Source organism: Actinosynnema sp. NPDC050801 (genome assembly GCF_040673975.1).
Classification (GTDB): Bacteria; Actinomycetota; Actinomycetes; order Mycobacteriales; family Pseudonocardiaceae; genus Actinosynnema.
Genome location: NZ_JBFAQZ010000015.1, coordinates 173135 through 192312 on the forward strand (window position 1 = coordinate 173135; position 19178 = coordinate 192312).

The following is a 19178-nucleotide window of genomic DNA, read 5'->3' on the forward strand; positions in this document are numbered from 1 at the left end:
GATCAACTCCTCGTTCCGGAAGGGGTGCTCGCGGCCGGTTGGCGAAGGGGTTCGGCCCCGCCCGCCGCGGTTCGCCGGCCGGCGTGGTGGGTCAGCAGGTCGGCACGCCAGTCGGCGCCGTCCGGCCACAGGACGCGCACCTGCGAGCGGTAGCGCTCCACGGCGGCCAGCTTGGTGGCGAGGTGCGTCCCGCGGACCGGGCGGGCGGTGACGGGCCCGGCCGGTGCCGGGGTGCCGAGCGCGTACGGCAGGTCTTCCCACAGGTGCGGCGTGATGCCTTCCCCGGCGCACGCGGTTTCCACCGCGGTCCGGCAGAGGCGGTGGTCCACGTGGCCGCCGAGCGCCAGGCACGTCCACACCGCGGCCGGCCGGATCACCCGCAGCAGGCGTTGCACGTGCCGGGCGACCTCCGCCGCCACCGCGGGCTCGGGCGGCCACCCCGGGTCGAGCGACGCGCCCGGCCGGTCGTAGAGCCACCCGCTCGGGCCCCGCCGGTACAGGCAGTCCGGCACCGGCAGGTGCACCACCTCGACCCCGAGCACCGCGGCGGCGTCCCGGTCCTCGGCCCGGCGGGCGGCCACGCCGTCGTCGCCCAGTCCGCAGTGCCGGTGGAACGCCCGGCCCGCCGGCGACAACGGCTCGGGCGGATCACCGGCGAACACCGTGCACACGACGACCTTCCCCTCGGACTCGACGACCGCCGCGAGGGACGCGCCGACGGACAGCACGGCGTCGTCCAAGTGCGGCGAGAACACCATCAGCACGTCCACGCGGCCCTCCCCGGCAGCTGCGGTCACGGATTCGCGAACGACTTCTCGCTCAACGTGAACAGATCGGCGTAGCCACCACCCCTCGCCATCAACTCGGCGTGGGTGCCGCTCTGGACCAGCCGTCCGCCCTCCAGCACGAGGATCAGGTCGGCGTCGGCGACGGTGGAGAAGCGGTGCGACACCACGACGGTGACGCCGCCCGTCGCCGCCGCGACCGCCCGTGCCCTCGCCAGGTACCGGCCGAAGACCTCCCGTTCGCTGGGCGCGTCGAGCGACGCCGTCGGCTCGTCGAGGACGAACAGCACGGGAGCCGGGCGCATCGACGCGCGCGCCAGCGCGGTCTTCTGCCACTGCCCCTCGGACAGCTCCAGCCCGCCGAACGCACGACCCAGCCGGGTGTCGAGGCCGTCCGGCAGCCGTTCGAGCAGACCGGCGCCACCGGCGGACACCACCGCCTCCCGCACCGCGTCGCGGTCGTCGATGCGGGGCAGGTCGCCCAGCCCGACGGCCTCGCGGAACGGCACCTCGAACCGGCCGAAGTCCTGGAACGCGGCGGCGGTGGCCCGCCACCACGACCGCCGGTCCAACCGGTCGAGGTCCTCGCCGTCGACCCGGATCGTGCCGCTGGTCGGTCGGTGGAACCCGCACAGCAGCTTGACCAGCGTCGACTTCCCCGACCCGTACTCGCCCACGATCGCGACCGTGCTGCCCGCCGGGAGGTCGACGGTCACGTCGTGCAGCACGTCCCGCCCGGTGCCCGGGTAGCGGTAGCCCACGCCGTGCAGGCCGATGCCCTGGCGCAGCCGGTCGGGAGCGGGCACTCCGGCGCCCTCACGCTCGTGCCGCTCCGCGTAGGCCCGCAGCCACAGGTACGGCTCCAGGAGCCGCCCGGCGCCCGCGGTCTCCGCCGCGCGGTCGACCGTCCGCTGCACGGTGGTGCGCAAGGTGACCGCGATCGTCGTCAACAACACCACATCGCCCGCCGAGGCGTGCCCGACGCGTGCCTGGTGCACGACCAGCGCGACGGTGCCGACGAAACCGGCCGTGAACACCACCCACCCGCCGAACCGCCACGCGGCACCGGTCGCCTGCGCGCGGACGCGGGCGCGGTGCGTCAGGTCCCACTCCCGTTCCGCGCGGTCGACCAGTTCGGCCGCCGTGCCACCGAGCCTGACCTCCTTGTGCGCGTGCGCCGAGGTCAGCAGCGAGAAGAGCTGCCGGTGCAGCCGCAGCCGCCAGGCGGTGTCGACCTCCGCCCGGGTGATCGCGCGCCTGCCGCGCACGTCGAACCACAACGGGATCGCGGCGAAGGCGAGCAGCCCGAGCAGCGCCGGGTGCACGGTGCCGAGCAGGAGGAGCACGATGCCCAGCCGGGCGAGGTTGAGCAGGCCGTCCAGCGCGCCCCACGCGCCGTCGACGATGCTCCAGGCGGCGCCGCGCAGCACGGTCACGCGGTCGAGGTACTCGGGTTTCTCCAGGTGGTCGGTGTCCTCCAACGCGCACACCGCGCCGACGATCTCGGCGTCCAGGACGGTCAACCCGACCCTGGAGACGACCTCGGTGCGGTAGGCGTTGGCCAGCACCTCGATCGTGGCGTTGAGCGCGAACGCCACCGCGCCGACGACCGCCGCGACCACGACCGCGTCGGGCACCCCGCGCCCGGACGCGTCGATCGCCTCGCGAGCGGCGAGACCGGTGGCGGGGAGCGTGACCAGACCGGCCAGCCGGCACAGCAGCGCCGCCCTGGTCAGGCCCGGTCGGACCCGGTGGCACCGACGCAGTACGTCGAGCCACACCGCCACGTACCGCGGGAACCGTCGGGCGCTCACGTCAGGTCGCCCCTCTCCAGCCGGTCGTCGTAGCCCTGGTGGAAGCGGGCCGCCTGCCGGCGGAAGTCGTCGGCGTACCTGCCGCCCAGGCGCATCAACTCGTCGTGGGAGCCGAGTTCGGCCACGCGGCCGTCCTCCAGGTAGGCGATCCGGTCGGCTTGCCTCACCGTGGCCAGGCGGTGCGAGATGAGCACGATGGTGTTGCGCCCGGCCAGGCCGCTCACCCGACCGAACAGCGCCGCCTCGCTGCGCACGTCCAGGTGGGCGGTCGGCTCGTCCAGCACGAGCACGTCGGCTCCCCGCCGCAATTCGTGCGCCGCGCGGGCGAGCGCGACGTGCTGCCACTGGCCGCCGGAGAGGTCCACGCCGCCCGCGTAGGAACGGGACAGCACGGTGTCCCAGCCGTCGGGCAATTGCTCCAGCACGTCGTGCAACCCGGCGTCGGCCGCGGCGGCCCGCAACCCGCCCGCCGTGCGTGCGGCCCGCAGCGGTGCCACGTTGTCGGCGAGCGGCAGCGGGTAGCGGACGAAGTCCTGGAACACCACGGCGAGGCGGCGCGGCCACCGGTCTCCCAGGCGGGCGATGTCCGCGCCGTCGGCGGAGATCCGGCCCGCGGTCGGTGCGAGGAGCCCGGTGAGCAGCTTGATCAGGGTGGACTTGCCCGCGCCGTTGAGGCCGACGACCGCCAACAGCTCGCCGGGCCTGATGGTCAGGTCGAGGCGGTCGATGACGGGCCGCGTCGCGCCCGGGTAGGCGAACCGCACGCCGTCGAACCGGATCGTCGGAGGCCGGTCGGATCGTTGGTCCGCGTCCGCGTCCGCGTCCGCGTCCGCGTCTGCGGAAGAGGAAGAGGAAGAGGAAGAGGCGGAGGGGGTGGCGGCGGACTGCTCGACGGGGTGATCGCGGGCCAGCTCCGCCAGCGCCCGGACCGCCGGGATCGACCCCTCCACGTCCAACGCGTCGTCGGTCTGCCCCACCGCCTGGTAGAGCGCGACGCCCGCGGTGATCACGGCGGTGAACACCGCCACCTCGGTGTGGCCGTTGACGACGGCCAGGCCGGTGGCGGTGTAGGCCACCCCGAGCGGCACGGCCATGAGCGCCGCGAAACCGAGCTGGACCGCCCGGTCCCGCCGACCGAACCGCCAGATCGGCTCGAACATCTCCCGCACGTGCCCCACCACGCGGTCGACCGCCCAGTCCCCGAAGCCGTAGATCCGCTGTTCCCGCCCCTGGGCCGGCGCCATGACCAGGTCTTTCCAGTACTCCGCCTGTCGGCCGGCCGACGCGCCCGACGCCCACGTGCGGGCGATGCGCAGGATGTTGCGCCGCCGGATCACCCGGCCCGCGAGCGCGGGCACCACCACGACGGGCACCAGCCACCACTCCCAGGACGCGAGGACGAACGCGATGCCGACGACACCGACGGACTTCGCGAGCAGACCGAGCAGGGCCACCGCACCGGAGCCGGGGCTGCGCTCCACCCAGTTCTCCTGGTCGGCCGACGCGACCCTGATCAGGTCCGCCACCGCCGGGTCCTCCAGCTCCACCAGGCCCATCCGGGTCGAGGCGATGCGCGCCACCCGCGCCCGGTGCCGTCCGTCCACCCCCGCCTTCACCGCCTGGGACAGCGGCACCAGCGCGATGTCGGCCAGGTGCCCGGCAAGCACCACGACGCCGAACCACACCAGCGGCCACCAGGTCGCGGACGACCCGAGCCCGGCGATCACCGCCGCCACCGCCACCGCGGCGCCGGCCGGCACCAGGTTCTGCACGAGGGACGCCACGAGCAGCCCGGCCACCGTCGCGGGCCGGGCGTCCCGCAGCGCGGACAGCAGGAGCACCCGGTCCGACCAGGCCTGCCGGAACGCGCCACCGTGCGGGTGGGCGGTCACGGCGCCCCGACCGCCTGCTCGCGCACCGCCGTGCGCGCACCGCGTCGACCGGTCGGTCCGGTGGCAGCGGAAATCCTCGCGGTGAATTCGAAAGAATCAGCGTGGTGCACGAGACCCCCAAATCAGGTGCGCACTCCGGATCGGCTTCATTGCAATCGAAGCGCTTCGCTCATTCGACCATAGGTTCGTCGGTTGAACGCTGTCAACCGGATTCCGTTTATTTACTCTCGACCGCGTTCGACTCGAATGCGTTCGATTTCGGGCGGTGCCCGACGCCCGTGACCCACCGCAATCCCGCCCGGCGGGACAAACGGCGGATCACGTTCGGGTTCCGTTCCTCGGTCTCGCGGCGAGAGCCCGGTGGTAGACGGTGAGCTGGTCGGTGAGAAATCGATCCGGGCGGTAGGTCCAGGCCCGGTTCGCGGCGTTGGCGGCCATGCGGTGGCGATCGGCCGGATCCAGCACGCGGCGCATCGCCGCGGTCAGCGCGCCGGCCGAGCCCGGTGCCACGACCAGCCCGGTCCCGCCGTCGTCGACCAGCTCGGGCAGTGCGCCGGAGCGGGCGACGACGACGGGCAGCCCGGCGGCGTACGCCTCCAGCACCACGAGCCCGAACGGCTCGTCCCAGGTGGACGGGCAGAGCAGGACATCGGCCCGGTCGAACAGGTCGCGGCGGCGCTCGCCTTCGACCGGACCGTGGAAGGTGGTCCGCGGGTCACGCCGGGCGTGCTCGGCCACTTCGGCGGCCAGGATCCCCTCGCCCGCGACGTCGAGCCGGGCCGACGGGACGTCCAGCGCTTCGAATGCCGCCAGGAGCGGGCGCACACCTTTGTAGTGGTCGAGCCTGCCGACGAACAAGAATCGGGTGACGTCCTCGCGCGCGTCGGCTTGCCGGCGGCGCCGCGCGGCGTGCAGCGGGTTTCCCCATTCGAACGGAACCGTGTTCGGGATGATCGTGCGGGGCACGCCCGTGAAGTACCCGTCCGCCAGATAAGGGCTCAGCGCGGTGGCCGACGGCGCGCAAAGGTGATCGACCGTGGCCGACAGCCTGCGATGGTGTCGTTTGAGAACGGTGACCGCGGCGGGCCGCCGGGTGTACAGCTTGTCCGGGGTTTCCTCGCGCTGGTAGGCGTTGAAGTTCCACAAGGAGAAGGGCTCGTGCACGGTCTGCACGACCGCCACCCGGGGATGGCGCCTCACTTCGGCGAGCACGGTCGGTGTCAGCCTGCGCAGCATCTGGACGTGGCAGACCTGCGGGCGGAACCCGCGCAGCACCGCCGCGACCTTCGGGGCCACCGCCGGGTTCTGGATCGCGAGGGTCTGGTTGACCAGGTGCGCCCAGTAGCGGTCGCCGCCGAACCGCAGGACGGGCGGTCGGACCCGGAAGACCCGCACCGGTCCGACGCGCTCCTGGTGGTCGTCGTCGCCCTGGCAGAGCACCGCCACCTCGTGACCGGCCTCGGCCAGCGCGTGAGCCAGGTTGCGGGTGAACGTCTGGGTGCCGCCGACCGTGCCGTCCTCGAAGTTGCCGTTGACGAGCAGGACCCGCAGAGGTCCGTGACGGGCGCCGGGACCCGATCCGTCCGGCCGTCCGGTCACGGCGCCTCGACCGCCAGCTTGCGCACCTCGCCGACCAACCGCGCCAGGGCGGCCACCAGGTCGCCGAGCAGTTCGCGGGTGCTCTCGTCGACCAGCGACCCGGAGCTGTCGAACTTCTCGTGCGCCAGCGCCACGTGCAGCTCGGGCCTGGCGACCACCTGCGAGTCGGTCCACAGCAGGGCTTGGCGCAGCGCGAGCTGGGCGCGGACCGTGCCGAAGTTCGTGATCGACGCTCCACCGACGGCCACGGGCTTGCGGGTCAGCGGCGACTGCCCGAACGGCCGGGACAGCCAGTCGAGGGCGTTCTTCAGCTGGCCCGGGACGCCGTAGTTGTACTCCGGCGTGAGGATCAGCAGGCCGTCGGCCCGGCGCACCCGTCCGCGGAGGTCCGCCACCGGCTCCGGCACCTCGGCCCCGTCGTCGTCCTGGTCGTAGGGAGGTACGTCGCGCAACCGCTCGTAGGGCTCCACGAGGACACCGGGCTGGGCGAGGCGCACCGCGTACCCGATGAGCCTGCTGTTGTACGAGTCCCGGCGCAGGCTGCCCGACATCGCGAGGATCGTCGTCTCCGCGGACTCGGTCCGCGCCACGTTCCGCGCCTCGTCCCGCTCCGCGCTCACGTGTACCTCCCCAGTGCCAAGACCCGGTCCGCGGGTTCACGCGCGCTGTCCACGACCTGCCCGTCCTTGAGCATCTCCTCCTGCACGATCAGTCCCTCCTGGAGCGCTTCGCGCCACGCGGTCGCGGGGCCGACGCCCCAGGGCCGCCACGGCGTCAGGTCGTCCACCACGACGTGGGCGTTCGGCTTGCACAGGGTCCGCGTGTTGCGCAGGTCGGCGCGCACCACGTCGACCTCGTGCCCGCCGTCGACGAAGGCGAGGTCGAACACCGGGCGCGCGCTGTCGGCCGCGTAGCGCGGCAGGGTCGTCCGGGAGTCGCCGAGGATCAGCTCGTGCCGACCGGGGAAGCGCCGGTCGACGTACTCCTTGGCGCGGTGCACGTACGGGTGGTCGCCCACGTCGAACGAGACGACACGGGTGGCGGGCGACGCCGACAGCAGGGCCTGGCTCGACAGGCCCGCGTTGAACCCGATCTCCAGGACGGCCACCGCCGACGTGCGCCGCACGAGTTCCGCCAGGTAGGCCAGCTCCTCCTGCCCCGACGACCCCTCGAACGCCACATACCCCCACCCGAGCAGGTAGTCCATGGTCTGCTTGGCGATCTCCCGCGTGCTCATCCCTGCTCCCCGGTGAACGTGAAGGTCGCGATCCGCACGCCCTTCGACAGCACCACGTGGACGTCGTGCCGCCCGACCGGCACGACCGCCGGGAACTGGACGGTCCGCCACCGCCCGTCGCCCACGACCTCGGTCTCGGCGACCACCGGGCCGTCCTCCGGGTCCTCCAAGCGGATCAGCACGCTGCCGGGTCCGTCCCCGGCGACGCGGGCCACGGCGCTCGTCGCCCCGGTGGTGAACTCGCCGGACCTGAACGTCAGCCAGGCACCCGACTCGTCGGCCTCGACCGCGTCACCGCCCAGCGCGGTCTCCGCGACCAACCGCGTGGCGCGGTAGTCGTCGAAGTCCACCGCGCGCACCAGCCGGGTGTCCAGCCGCCGTGGTTCCAGGTCGGGGCCGACGACGTCGACGGTCCCGGTGAGCCGGATGTCCTCGGACGAACCGCCCAGGAGGACCTCGAACCGGCCCGACGTCACCTGGTACCGCCCGCTCGCGGTGTCCCAGGTGGACAGGTCGGAGTCCTCGACCGTGAACTCCACGTCGACGGTCGCACCGGCCTCGACGCGCACGCGTCGGAAGCCCTTCAGCTCCCGACGCGGTCGTGGCACGACGGGGTCGACCGCACGCACGTAGAGCTGCACCACCTCGTCCGCCGCGCGGTCGGCCGTGTTCGCCACGGCACACGTGACCGTCATGGCGTCGTCGGTGCGCACGATGCGCAGGGACGAGTACTCGAACGTGCCGTAGCCCAGGCCGTGCCCGAACGGGAACAGGGGAGTGGCTTCGGTGTAGAGGTAGGTCTGCCGCGACTTGATGATGTCGTAGTCGGCGAGGGGTGGCAGGTCGGCTTCGTCGCGGTACCAGGTCTGCGGCAGCCGCCCGGCGGGCGAGTGGTCCCCGGACAGGACGTCGGCCACCGCCCGGCCGAGCTCCTGCCCGCCGTGACAGGTCCAGAGCAGGGCAGGCGCGTGCTCGGCGAGCCACGGCACGGCGAACGGGTAGCTGCTCACGACGATCCCCACCGTGCGGCGCTGGGCGGCCACCACGGCGCGGGCCAGGCGGTCCTGCTGGTCGGGCAGTTCGAGCCCCGGCCGGTCCTCGCCCTCCTTGCCGTTGATGTGCGGGTGGTTGCCGACGGTGACGAGCGCGACGTCGGCGCCCGCCGCCGCCTCGACGGCCGCGGCGACCCCGTCGCGGTGCACTTCGAGCGTGAAGTGCACCGCCGCGCCGGCCGTGGTCGCGCCGAACCGCAGCGGTCCGTCCGGCCCGGGTGCCGCGAGGTAGCTCCCGGTCGCGATGTTCCACAGCACGAACGCGTCGTCGTGCGGTTCGATCGCGAACGTCTCGCGGACCATCCACCCCGGCGGCCAGGACGCCGTGTTGACCAGCACGTCGTCGACGCGGCGCACCGACAGCAGCCGGTCGTTGGCCGCGCTGCGCAGCGACACCACGCCCTCTCCCCAGTCGGTGCGGTCGAACAGGTGCGCCAGGTCGGGGGTGTCGACGGCGTCGATCCCGAGCGGGCCCCCGTCGGCGTCGGGCGGCGAGGCCAGGTAGCCGTGGCCGCGGACCAGCAGCGCGACCCGGTCGGCGCCGCCGGCGAAGGTGACCTCCGCGCCGGGCCACCGCTCGCGCACGCCGTCGAGGATCGTCCGCCGGTAGGGCAGGGCGCCCGAGTACCAGTCGGTGTGCACCTCGTCGGCGAGCGGCCCGACGACCGCGACGCTCGTGACGTCCTCCCCGAGGGGCAGCAGCGGGGTGTCGCCGACCGCCGCGTTCTTCAGGAGCACGACCGCCTCGCGCGCGGCCCGCAGCGCCAGCGCCCGGTGCTCGTCCGACCCGTACAGCTCCTCGACCGAGGGCCCGGTGTCCGGCCGCCCGTCGAACTCGCCGAGCTGGAAGCGCATCCGCAGCAGGCGGCGCACGGCGACGTCAACGTCGTCCTCGTGCAGCAGCCCGGTGTCCAGCGCGGCGCGGAACCCCGCCACGGTCGGCGCGGGGTTCTTGTTGTGGTCGGTGAAGCTGTCCACTCCGGACCGCAGCGCGGCGGCCAGCGCCCGCGGGTGGTCGGGGAAGTACCCGGTCCGCTCGACCAGGGCGGACGGTCCGGACGCGTCGGTGAAGACCACCAGGTCGGGGTCGATGTCGCGCAGCACCCCGAACCACGGCCCCACGTGCGCCGGACGGCCGTTGACGCGGTGGTAGGACGGCATGACACCGGACACCACCCCCGCCCGGATCGCGTCCAGGAACGGCCGTGCCTCGTACTCCCAGAACACCCTCGGGCGGACCTGCGCCGAGGCGCCCAGCTTGCCGTCCTCGTGGTTGTAGGCCAGGAAGGACTTCAGCGTCGGCGCGGTGGTCAACGGCCCGCCGTCCGGGCCGCGCAGCCCGGTGCAGTAGGCGATGGCGAGCGCGGAGGTCAGCACGGGGTCCTCGGAGTACCCCTCCTCGTTGCGGCCCCACCGCGGATCGCGCAGCAGGCACACCACGGGCGCCCACACGTTGCGGCTCACGGTCGGGTCGGCGCGGTGGAAGGCCTCCACCTCCTTGCCGACGGCCCGTCCGACCTCGCGCAGCAGGTCCGGGTCCCACGTCGCCCCGAGACCGACGGCCTGGGGGAACACGGTGGCGGGACCGAGCCACGCGACGCCGTGCAGCGCTTCCGTGCCGGTGCGGAACGCGTCGACGCCCAGTGTGGGCACCCCCGGCGCGTGCTGGTGCAGCATCGCCACCTTCTCGTCGAGGGTCAGGCACCGGAGCAACGCGTCGACCCGGTGGTCCAGCGGCAGCGTCGGATCGCGGAAGGACAGCCCGGTCCGCGGCGGACCCGACTCGACGAACTCGGTCAATGCGCACATCTCCTTCGGCCGGGCGCGGTCGGCGGAGCCCGGTGTGGGGTAGGGGTGGCGGTGCGGCCGGGTGGGACCGGAACGGTGGTTCAGGCAGCCCGGTACAGGGCGAAAGAGGACACCGCCACCGGGCCGGTGAAGCTGAGGAAGATGTTCTGGACCGGATCGGGTCGGCGCAGCGGGTCACAGGGGATCCGCACGGTCGTCCAGCCGCCCCCGGCCATGTCCGGCGTGACCGGGACGGCGGCCAGGATCCGCCCGTACAGGGGGTCGTCCAACCGCACCTCCAGGCAGGAGGTGGCGGACGTGCCGCCGCTCACCCTGGCGACGAAGGTGTCGGGCGCGTCGCTCAGGTCGACGTCGCGGAACAGCAGCCAGCTGCCCGCTCCGGCCGCCTGGACCGCCTCGCCGGAGGTGCGGTGCTCGGCCGTGAGGCGGATCCCGTGGTAGTCGTCGAAGTCGGCGGCCCGCACGAGCGTGGGGCCGAGGGATCGCGGCGGTGGCGGATCGGCCCGCACGTCCACCTCGGTGCTCAGCCTGATGTCCGCCGAGGAGCTGCCCACCATGATGCGGTGCGCGCCGGGCGCGACGCGCCACCGGTTGCGGGCGACGTCCCAGTAGGCGAACTCCGCGACGTCGACCGACAGCTCCACCGTGGCGGACCCGCCGGCGGCCAGCCTCACCCGGCGGAACCCGAGCAGCTGCCGCAGCGGGCGCGGCACCGGCCCGTCCGGCGCGCGCACGTACAGCTGGACGACCTCCTCACCGTCGACCTTGCCGGTGTTGGTCACGGTGACGTGCACCGCGACCCGGTCGGCCTCGGTGACGACGTCGGCGCCCAGGCGCAGGTCCGAGTAGTGGAACGACGTGTACGACAGGCCGTGCCCGAACGGGTACAGCGGCGGTTCGCGCAGGTACAGGTAGGTGGCGCCGCTCTTGATGATGTCGTACTCGAACAGGTCCCCGAGTTGGTCGACGTCGCGGTGCCAGGTCTGGGGCAGCCGTCCCGTCGGCGCCTGGTCGCCGGCGATCACCTCCGCGAGCGCCGTGCCGAACTCCTGCCCGCCGTGCGCGGACCAGAGCACCGTCGGCGCCTGCCCGTCGATCCCGTCCATCGTCACGGGGTGGCCACTGGCCACCACCACGACCGTCGAGGGGTTCGCGGCCACCACGGCCCGGGCGACCGCCACCTGGCGCGGCGCCAGCTCCAGTTCCGTGCGGTCGTGCATCTCGCGGCCGTTGATCTGGGGATAGCTGCCCACGACGACCACGACCGCGTCCGCGCCGCGTGCCGCCTCCACGGCCGCCGCGACGCCGTCGGACAACCGTTCCACGGTGAAGGCCGCCGCGGTGTCGGGTCCGGCGGCCGTCATGACGAGTGCACCGCTTTCGGGCACGACCGTGACGTACTTGCGCGCGGCCGCGTTGTAGATCAGGAAGTCCGGTCCCGAGGGGACGAGGCGGAACGTCTCCCGCACCACCCAGCCCCAGGGGCGTTCCTTGTCATCGACCAGTTCGTAGTCGTCGGAGCCGGAGAGGAACCGGCGGTTCGCGACGGACCGGAACGACAGACCTCCCTCGCCCCAGTCGAAGACGTCGAACAGCGTGCTGTCGTCCCCGTCCCCGTCCCCGTCCGCGACCCGCAGGACACCTCCGCCGGTCGTCGGATCGGCGGTGATGCGGAGGTCGGTGCCGGACAACCTGAAGGCGACCCGGTCGACGCCTTCGACGTGGCGGACGGCGGAACCGGCGAACCGCGTCCGCAGGCCGTCGAGCGGTGTCACCTCGTACGGTGGTTCCGGCGCGTACCAGTCGTTGCAGACCCGGTCGGCGAACTGGCCCACCACGGCGATCGACGTGACCCGGTCCGACCGCAGCGGCAGCACGTCGTGGTCGTTGCGCAGCAGCACGATCGCCCGCCGCGCCGCTTCCCGCGCGAGTTCCCGTTGCGGGGCACCGGTTCCGACCTCGACCACGTGGTCGGCGTGCGGATCCTCGCCGGGGCCCAGGAACTCGCCGGTCTCCGCACGCAGGCGCAGCAGCCGTCGCACCGGACCGTCGAGCGCGGACTCCTCCAGCAGACCGCTGTCGAGCGCGCGCCGCAACACTTCGGTCGTGGGGCCCGGATCGTCGTCGTGGTCGGTGAAGTTGTCCAATCCGGTGCCCAGGAGCGCGGCGGAGGCGACGTCCGGATCGGCGAAGTACCCGCTCTTGTCCACCAGGTCCGACGGCGCGAAGGCGTCGGCGACGACGACCAGGTCCGGGAACTCCGCGCACAGCGCCCGCAGGTGCTCGCCGACGTGGCTGGGGCGGCCGTTGACCAGGCCGTAGGAGGGCATCACCGCGGACGCGACACCGGCGCGGATAATCTCCAGGAATGGGCGCAGGTCGTACTCGTGGAGCACCCGCGCGGGCACCTGCGAACTCCGCTCGAATTTCGCGGTTTCATGGTTGTAGGCCAGGAAGGCTTTCAGTGTCGGCGTGACCCGGAGAAACTCCTCGTGCTCACCGCGCAATCCTTGGCAGTAGGCGATCGCGAGTTCTCTGGTCAACGTCGGGTCTTCGGAATATCCCTCTTCGTTGCGGCCCCACCGGGGGTCGCGCAGGAGGTTCACCACGGGGCCCCACACGTTCAGGCCGATCGAGGGGTCGCGCTCGTGCAGCGCTCTCACCTCGCTGCCGACTGTGGCGCCCACCTGTCGCACCAGGTCCGGCTCCCAGGTCGCCGCCAGGCCCACTGCCTGCGGAAACACCGTCGCGACACCCGTGAAGCCTACCCCGTGGAGCACTTCGGTGCCCGTTCGGAACGCGGCCATGCCCAGTCGCGGGACGGCGGGCGCGTACTGGTGCAGCAGGCCCACCTTCTCGTCCAGGGTGAGTCGGGACAACAAGGAATCGACGTGAGAGTCAATCTGGCGCAAAGATCCCCCAACCGACGCGCGCTCCGCAGGTCCCCGGAAAATCGAAGCGCTTCGCTTAGTTCGACCATAGATAGACCCGGCAGAGCCTGTCAACCGATCCAGGGACGCCGTGGGCGGCTGTCGAATACGTTCGACAAGGTCGTGCGGGAGTAAATACAGGGGTGTCACGAGCGAGTATTACGCTGTGTCGCGACACGGCCGGAAACTTGACCCGTATGACCCAACGACGTATCAATTGGTCGCCTTATCGGCCCTGTCGGACGCCCTCGTGGTACCGGCATGTCCCGCGCGCGAGACGTGCGTTGTGCCAGGCGAGCGCCGCGCCGGCGGCCGTGGTGCGGCGTCGGCCCACAGTGGAGTGACGGCCGGTTCCACATACGACTGTTCGGGTCACGGCGAGCGATTTTCGTTCAGGCGGAAGGGAAGTAGGCCCGCACGGATGTCCATCGGACCGACGTGGGACACCGTCCGATCGGTATAACTGGATCCATGTCGAATGGACGGCCTGCCGTGGTCTTCGTGCACCCCACCGTTCCTCCGCTCTACACAGGCGGGATCGAGACGATGCTGAGCCAGTGGATCGACCACTTCGCCACGCGGGGCTACCCGGTCTACGCCCTCCACCAAGACCGGACGTGGACGGCGCACCGCCGCTGGGAGTTCCTGGGCGCGACGATGATCGCGACCCCCACTGCGTCGGTCGAGCGGGCCCTCGACTACCGCTCCCGGTTCGGCGAGGACGACGCCACCGGACGACTGCGCGACGAGTTCCACCGCATCCTCCAGGACATCACGGACGAGGTGGGCCGCGTCGGGGTCGTGCACGCGAACAACATCCACGCCGTCGCCGTGCGACCGATGGCCGAAGGCCTGGCCGCCGCCGCGAACGACCTCGGGATCCCCGCGGTGCACCTCGCGAACAACGTCTGGCCGGTGCTGCCCGGCGAGGACCCCCGCTACGTGCCGGCCGGTTACCGGCACCACAGCGGCAGCCGGGGGATCCTCGACGCGTACGCCGCCCGCGGCGCGTGGCCCGCCGACGGCATCGTGACGCGGCCCGGGGTCGACCCCGACCTCTTCACCCCCGACGGGCCGGCCGACCCGCGGATCTCCCGCTTGCCCGGGTTCAAGGTGTTCCTCCCGGGGCGCGCCTCCCGCGTGAAGGGCGCCGAGTACCTCATCGCGGCGGCCGGCCTGATCAAGCTGTGGACCGCCCGTGCGGCCGAGGAGGGGACCGGGTTCCTCGCCGAGCAGTTCCCGGCGTTGCCGGGTCTGGGCGTGTCCGCCGAGCGGTTCCGGGCGGTGACCGCTGCCGGCTTCGGCGTCGTGCTCTGCGACTCCCTCGACCCCGATCCGGACGCACGACGCGACTACCGGCTACCGCTGCGGCAGCTGGCGACCGAACACGGCGTGCAGGACCAGGTCACCCTGGTGGCGCTGCCGTACGACGACATGCCGGCGGCGCACCGCGCGGCCGACCTGGTCGTGACGCCGTCACAACGCCCGACCGTGGCCGGCACGCGCGCCGAGCAGACGTTGGAAGGGTTGTGCCAGGCCGTGATCGAGGGGATGTCCAGTGAACGCATGGTGCTGACCACCGGTGACGGCAGCCAGACCGAAGCGGTCCTGCACGCCTACGGTGAGCGGGCCGCGGCGGCGATCGCGGAGGGCGACGACCCGGCGTCCCTGGCGGCGCGCATCCTCTGGGCCTGGCTGAACCCCGCCGAACGCCGGTGGTACGCGCGGGCCGGCCGGCACGCCGCCGAGGGCGAGTTCCGGCTGTCGCGGTCGGTCGCGGGGATCCACGAGGCGATCGCCGCGACCGCGCCGCTGATCTCGCGCCCCGACGAGGACATGGCCCAGCACCAACCGGGCGTCCGGTGACCCTCCGCCCGACGGGGCCCGGTGCGCGGCGTGGCGGCGGGTGTCCTGCCGGCAGGACGGGCGGGCGGTCGCCGCGCGCTCGCGGCAGCCGGGGGATCACCCCCGACCACGTGCCGGACCGACGGAGGTCGTCGTGATGACGCCAGGTTCCCCGAGCGGTGGCAGGGTTTTCCGCCGCGCCGTGGTGACCGGAGGCGCCGGGTTCCTGGGGTCGAACCTGTGCCGGGCGCTCCTCGCGGCCGGCACCCGGGTCGTGTGCGTCGACGACCTGTCGACCGGCACCGCCGAGGCGGTCGAGCCGTTGCGCGGGGATCCCGGGTTCGAGCTGGTCGTCGCGGACGTGAGCGACGGGCTCTCCGTGGCCGGGGACGTGGACCTCGTCCTGCACTTCGCCTCGGCTGCGTCGCCACCCCAGTACCTGGCCCGCCCGGTGGAGACGTTGCGGGTGGGCAGTGCGGGCACCCACCACGCCCTGTGCCTGGCCCGCGACCGCGGCGCGCGGTTCGTCATGGCATCGACGTCCGAGGTCTACGGGGATCCGTTGCGGCACCCACAACGCGAGGACTACTGGGGCAACGTCAACCCGGTCGGCCCCCGGTCGGTCTACGACGAGGCCAAGCGCTTCGCGGAGGCGTTGACCACCGCTTTCGGCCATGCCGAGGGCGTCGACGTGGGCATCGTGCGCATCTTCAACACCTACGGTCCCGGACTCCGACCGCACGACGGCCGTGCGGTGCCCAACTTCATCCGGCAGGCGCTCGCCGGAGAACCGATCACGGTGGCCGGCGACGGGCGGCAGACCCGTTCGCTGTGCTACGTCGACGACCTGGTCCGCGGTGTCCTCGCCCTGGCGCGCTCCGGCCACCGCGGCCCGGTCAACATCGGCAACCCGCAGGAGGTGACGGTGCGGGACCTGGCCGTGCGCATCCGCGACCTGGCCGGCAGCTCGTCGCCGCTGCGGTTCGTGGAGGCGGCGGCGGACGACCCGAAGCGCCGGTGCCCGGACATCGCGCTGGCGCGGCGTGAGCTGGGTTGGGCTCCGGAGGTCGACCTGGACGAGGGGTTGCGGCGGACGATCTCGTGGTTCGCCTCGACCGGGCTCGACCGGCGGTCGTAGGCCCGGGGTTCCGAGGGGGAGAAGGGGGAATCGGTGCAGCGGATCTCGGTGGTGGGCAGCGGGTACCTCGGCGTCACGCACGCGGCGGGCCTGGCGGAGCTCGGGTGCGAGGTGGTGGGGCTCGACCTGGACGAGGCGAAGGTCGCACGACTGGCCCGCGGCGAGCTGCCGTTCCACGAACCCGGCCTGGCCGAGCTGGTGCGCGAGCACGTCACCTCGGGCAGGCTCCGGTTCACCACGTCCTACGACGAGGCGGCCGAGTTCGCGGACGTCCACTTCCTGTGCGTGAACACGCCGCAGCAGCCGGGCGGGGAGGTGGCGGACCTGAGCCACCTGGAAGCCGCCGTGCACCGGCTGGTGCCGCTGCTGCGGCGGGAGTGCCTCCTGGTCGGCAAGTCGACGGTGCCGGTCGGCACGGCGGCCCGGCTGGCCGGTGTCGTCGCGGACCTGGCGCCGGCGGCGGTGGCGGTGCGCCTGGCGTGGAACCCGGAGTTCCTCCGCGAGGGCCACGCGGTCGCGGACACCCTGTCGCCCGACCGCATCGTCCTGGGCGTCACGGGCCAGGAGTCGGAGAAGGTCCTGCGGGACGTGTACGCGCCCCTCGCGGACGCCGGCGTGCCGTTCGTGGTCACCGACCTCGCCACCGCCGAGCTGATCAAATCCGCCGCCAACGCCTTCCTCGCCACGAAGATCTCCTTCATCAACGCGATGGCCGAGGTGTGCGAGGTGGCCGGCGCGGACGTCACCCTGCTGGCCAAGGGCTTGTCCTACGACCCCCGGATCGGCGACCGGTTCCTCGACGCCGGTCTGGGCTTCGGCGGCGGCTGCCTGCCCAAGGACATCCGGGCGTTCGCGGCTCGTGCCGAAGAGCTCGGCGTGGGCGACGCCCTGTCGTTCCTGCGCGAGGTCGACTCGATCAACCTGCGCCGTCGTGCCAGGGCCGTGCACCTGGTCCGCGAGCAGTGCGGGGGCACCCTCGACGGCCGTCGCGTGGCCGTGCTGGGCGGGGCGTTCAAGCCGGACTCCGACGACATCCGTGACTCGCCGGCCCTGCACGTGGCGGAGGAACTGCGCCGCGGCGGGGCCGAGGTCACGGCGTACGACCCGGTGGCGAACGACAACATCCGCCGCCACCACCCCGCGTTGGTCTGCGCGGACACGGTCGAGGACGCCTGCGCCGGTGCCGACGCCGTCGTGCTCGCCACGGAGTGGGCGCAGTTCAGGGAGGTCGACCCCGAGGCGCTGGGCACCGTCGTGGCCCATCGGCACGTGGTCGACGCCCGCAACGCGCTCGACCCGGAGCGCTGGCGCCGTGCCTCGTGGGACTACCGCGCCCTCGGCCGGCGATGAACCCGGCCGAGGGCGCGTCGGCGAGGTGCCTACACCTCGTCGCGGTCGGGCGGTGCGGTGGTGCTCGCCCATCGGGACGGGCGGGGCGCGGTCCCGTTCTCGGCTTCGTCCCGGCGGTGGATCTCGATCAGCTCCTCGCGGTACCGGTGATCCGCCGAGGGCAGTTCGTCGCGCACTCGGGCGCCGTTGTCCCACCACTGCACGAGACCGCGGCCCATCTCCTGACCGGCGCGGGTGTGCACGCAGTGGGCGTAGTCCGGGATCTCGACCAGCGCTTCGCCGAGGGCGACCTTGGTGGCGACCCAGTCGGCGTGCTCGGAACTGGTCCGGTCCTTGGGCGCGGAGGCGAGCAGGCGCACCGCGTGGCACGCCATCATCCAGTCCCCACCGGGGTTCACATCGGAGTTGCGGTGGAGCACGTCGATCAGCACCGGCCCGAGCGGCAGCCCCATCCCCACGTCCTCCACCGCGATGATCCGCAGGCGTCGCCACAGGTGTTGAGCGACATCCGCCGAGGTCGTGAACATCTCGTGGGCGGCGAGCACGGCGTTGTCGACGCGGCTGCGCCTGATCTCCTTGTGCAGGACGGAGACGAGGTCGTCCACCGGGATGCCGTGCGGCGAGAGGATCTGTGCGTAGGGGTCCTCGGTGAAGTGCCCGGGACCGTAGAGACGCGGCATGGTTCGCGTGTCCTTCCACGTGACGACGACAGACACGTCCGACGCGCGGAAGGGGTCTCCAGCACTTCCACCGTAGCACCGCACGATCGACCTCAGCCTCGTGCGTCCACCTGATCGTCACCGGACGGCGGTGGGATCCGCAGCGGCAGGGGCGGGTCGCCGGGTGAGGGTGTCTCGGGGGACCGCTGGGCCTCTATTTGGATCTCGATGTTCGTCCGGTGGCTGATCGGGTCCCAGATCTCCTCGAACGGCGACATGAGCGACTGGCCTCCGCCGCCGCGGCGGGCGCGCACGGCGTACCAGGCGAAGCCCGCCAGGCAGAGGGGGAGGCTGAGCAACGAGGCCGCGACAGCCAGGAACTCCATGCACCGGAGCTTATAGTAACATCGCGTTTCCAGAAACGCTTCGTTACCGAGTGGTGGGCGATGGTCAGGCTGACACGGGCCGAGCAGCAGCGACGCACTCACGAACACCTGCTGGACGCCGGACGGCAGGTGTTCCTCCGGCGCGGCTTCCTGGCCGCGACGGTCGAGGAGATCGCGGCCGACGCCGGCTACACCCGCGGTGCCGTCTACAAGCACTTCGGCGGCAAGGAGGGACTGTGGCTGGCGATCATCGAAGCCGACGCGGGCGCCCACCTGCGCCACCTGCGCGACGCCCTCGCCCACACCACCGACCGCGACGACCTGATCGCGGCCCTCGTCCCCGTCGACCCGGCCGACGAGCACGCCGCCAAGTGGAGCGCCGCCGCCGCGGAAGTGCTCGCCGCAACGGCACAGCAACCCGACACCGCCCCGCTGATCGCCGCCGTCCAGCAACGCCACGACGAGGAGGTCGTCGCCCTGCTCACCGAGCACACCCGACGCCTGCGACTCGAACCCGCGATGCCCCTGCACCAGGCGGTCGTCATGCTGGGCGCACTGGGGATCGGACTGGCCCTGCGCCAGACGATCGCCCCGCCCGCCGACTCCGCCGCCATCCTCACCCACGTCCTGGGCACCGTCTTCCCGATGGCCGATGCCGTGCCGGCCGCTCCGGCAGGATGAC

The 19178-nt window shown here is 72.7% G+C and carries 14 protein-coding genes; 4 read left to right on the forward strand and 10 right to left on the reverse strand.

The features are described from left to right. Positions 1–2: 2 nt before the first annotated feature. The 8 genes from AB0K14_RS29020 to AB0K14_RS29055 form a co-directional block, all read right to left on the reverse strand. Positions 3–770: a PIG-L family deacetylase gene (locus tag AB0K14_RS29020; protein ID WP_360460500.1), complete on the reverse strand. Its 768-nt coding sequence runs from the start codon at positions 768–770 to the stop codon at positions 3–5. A gap of 23 nt (positions 771–793) precedes the next feature. Then, positions 794–2599: an ABC transporter ATP-binding protein gene (locus tag AB0K14_RS29025; protein WP_360460502.1), complete on the reverse strand. Its 1806-nt coding sequence runs from the start codon at positions 2597–2599 to the stop codon at positions 794–796. Then, entirely contained in the window at positions 2596–4491 is a 1896-nt protein-coding gene (locus AB0K14_RS29030; protein ID WP_360460504.1) for an ABC transporter ATP-binding protein, read from the reverse strand. Before AB0K14_RS29030 ends, AB0K14_RS29025 begins: the two co-directional genes overlap by 4 nt. A gap of 318 nt (positions 4492–4809) precedes the next feature. Further along, on the reverse strand, positions 4810–6090 hold the full coding sequence (locus AB0K14_RS29035; protein ID WP_360460505.1) for a glycosyltransferase: 1281 nt from the start codon (positions 6088–6090) through the stop codon (positions 4810–4812). Next, a complete protein-coding gene (locus AB0K14_RS29040) occupies positions 6087–6710 on the reverse strand; it encodes an NADPH-dependent FMN reductase (protein WP_360460507.1) in 624 nt (207 codons plus the stop codon). Before AB0K14_RS29040 ends, AB0K14_RS29035 begins: the two co-directional genes overlap by 4 nt. Beyond that, entirely contained in the window at positions 6707–7327 is a 621-nt protein-coding gene (locus AB0K14_RS29045; protein ID WP_360460508.1) for a class I SAM-dependent methyltransferase, read from the reverse strand. Before AB0K14_RS29045 ends, AB0K14_RS29040 begins: the two co-directional genes overlap by 4 nt. Next, the gene (locus AB0K14_RS29050) at positions 7324–10179 is read right to left on the reverse strand and encodes a glycoside hydrolase family 3 C-terminal domain-containing protein (RefSeq protein ID WP_360460510.1); all 2856 of its coding nucleotides are present in this window, start codon (positions 10177–10179) and stop codon (positions 7324–7326) included. The genes AB0K14_RS29045 and AB0K14_RS29050 overlap by 4 nt, the downstream gene beginning before the upstream one ends. Positions 10180–10268: 89 nt before the next feature. After that, positions 10269–13067: a glycoside hydrolase family 3 C-terminal domain-containing protein gene (locus tag AB0K14_RS29055; protein ID WP_360460512.1), complete on the reverse strand. Its 2799-nt coding sequence runs from the start codon at positions 13065–13067 to the stop codon at positions 10269–10271. A gap of 522 nt (positions 13068–13589) precedes the next feature. Between AB0K14_RS29055 and AB0K14_RS29060 the strand changes: the two genes are divergently transcribed. The 3 genes from AB0K14_RS29060 to AB0K14_RS29070 all read left to right on the forward strand — a co-directional run bounded on the left by AB0K14_RS29060 (position 13590) and on the right by AB0K14_RS29070 (position 17451). Beyond that, positions 13590–14984 carry a glycosyltransferase family 4 protein gene (locus tag AB0K14_RS29060; RefSeq protein WP_360460514.1) on the forward strand — a complete coding sequence of 465 codons (1395 nt, stop codon included), beginning with the start codon at positions 13590–13592 and terminating at the stop codon, positions 14982–14984. A gap of 136 nt (positions 14985–15120) precedes the next feature. Beyond that, positions 15121–16101 carry an NAD-dependent epimerase/dehydratase family protein gene (locus AB0K14_RS29065; protein ID WP_360460516.1) on the forward strand — a complete coding sequence of 327 codons (981 nt, stop codon included), beginning with the start codon at positions 15121–15123 and terminating at the stop codon, positions 16099–16101. 33 nt (positions 16102–16134) lie between these two features. Next, entirely contained in the window at positions 16135–17451 is a 1317-nt protein-coding gene (locus AB0K14_RS29070; protein WP_360460518.1) for a UDP-glucose/GDP-mannose dehydrogenase family protein, read from the forward strand. 29 nt (positions 17452–17480) lie between these two features. Here the strand turns inward: AB0K14_RS29070 and AB0K14_RS29075 are convergent, their stop codons facing one another. Both AB0K14_RS29075 and AB0K14_RS29080 read right to left on the reverse strand, forming a co-directional pair. Beyond that, entirely contained in the window at positions 17481–18131 is a 651-nt protein-coding gene (locus tag AB0K14_RS29075) for a hypothetical protein (RefSeq protein ID WP_360460519.1), read from the reverse strand. 92 nt (positions 18132–18223) lie between these two features. After that, the gene (locus tag AB0K14_RS29080; RefSeq protein WP_360460521.1) at positions 18224–18496 is read right to left on the reverse strand and encodes a hypothetical protein; all 273 of its coding nucleotides are present in this window, start codon (positions 18494–18496) and stop codon (positions 18224–18226) included. Between the two features lie 60 nt (positions 18497–18556). Here AB0K14_RS29080 and AB0K14_RS29085 point away from each other — a divergent pair, with 60 nt between their 5' ends. Further along, complete coding sequence (locus AB0K14_RS29085) at positions 18557–19177, forward strand: helix-turn-helix domain-containing protein (protein ID WP_360460523.1); 621 nt, start codon at positions 18557–18559, stop codon at positions 19175–19177. The last annotated feature ends 1 nt before the right edge of the window (position 19178 follow it).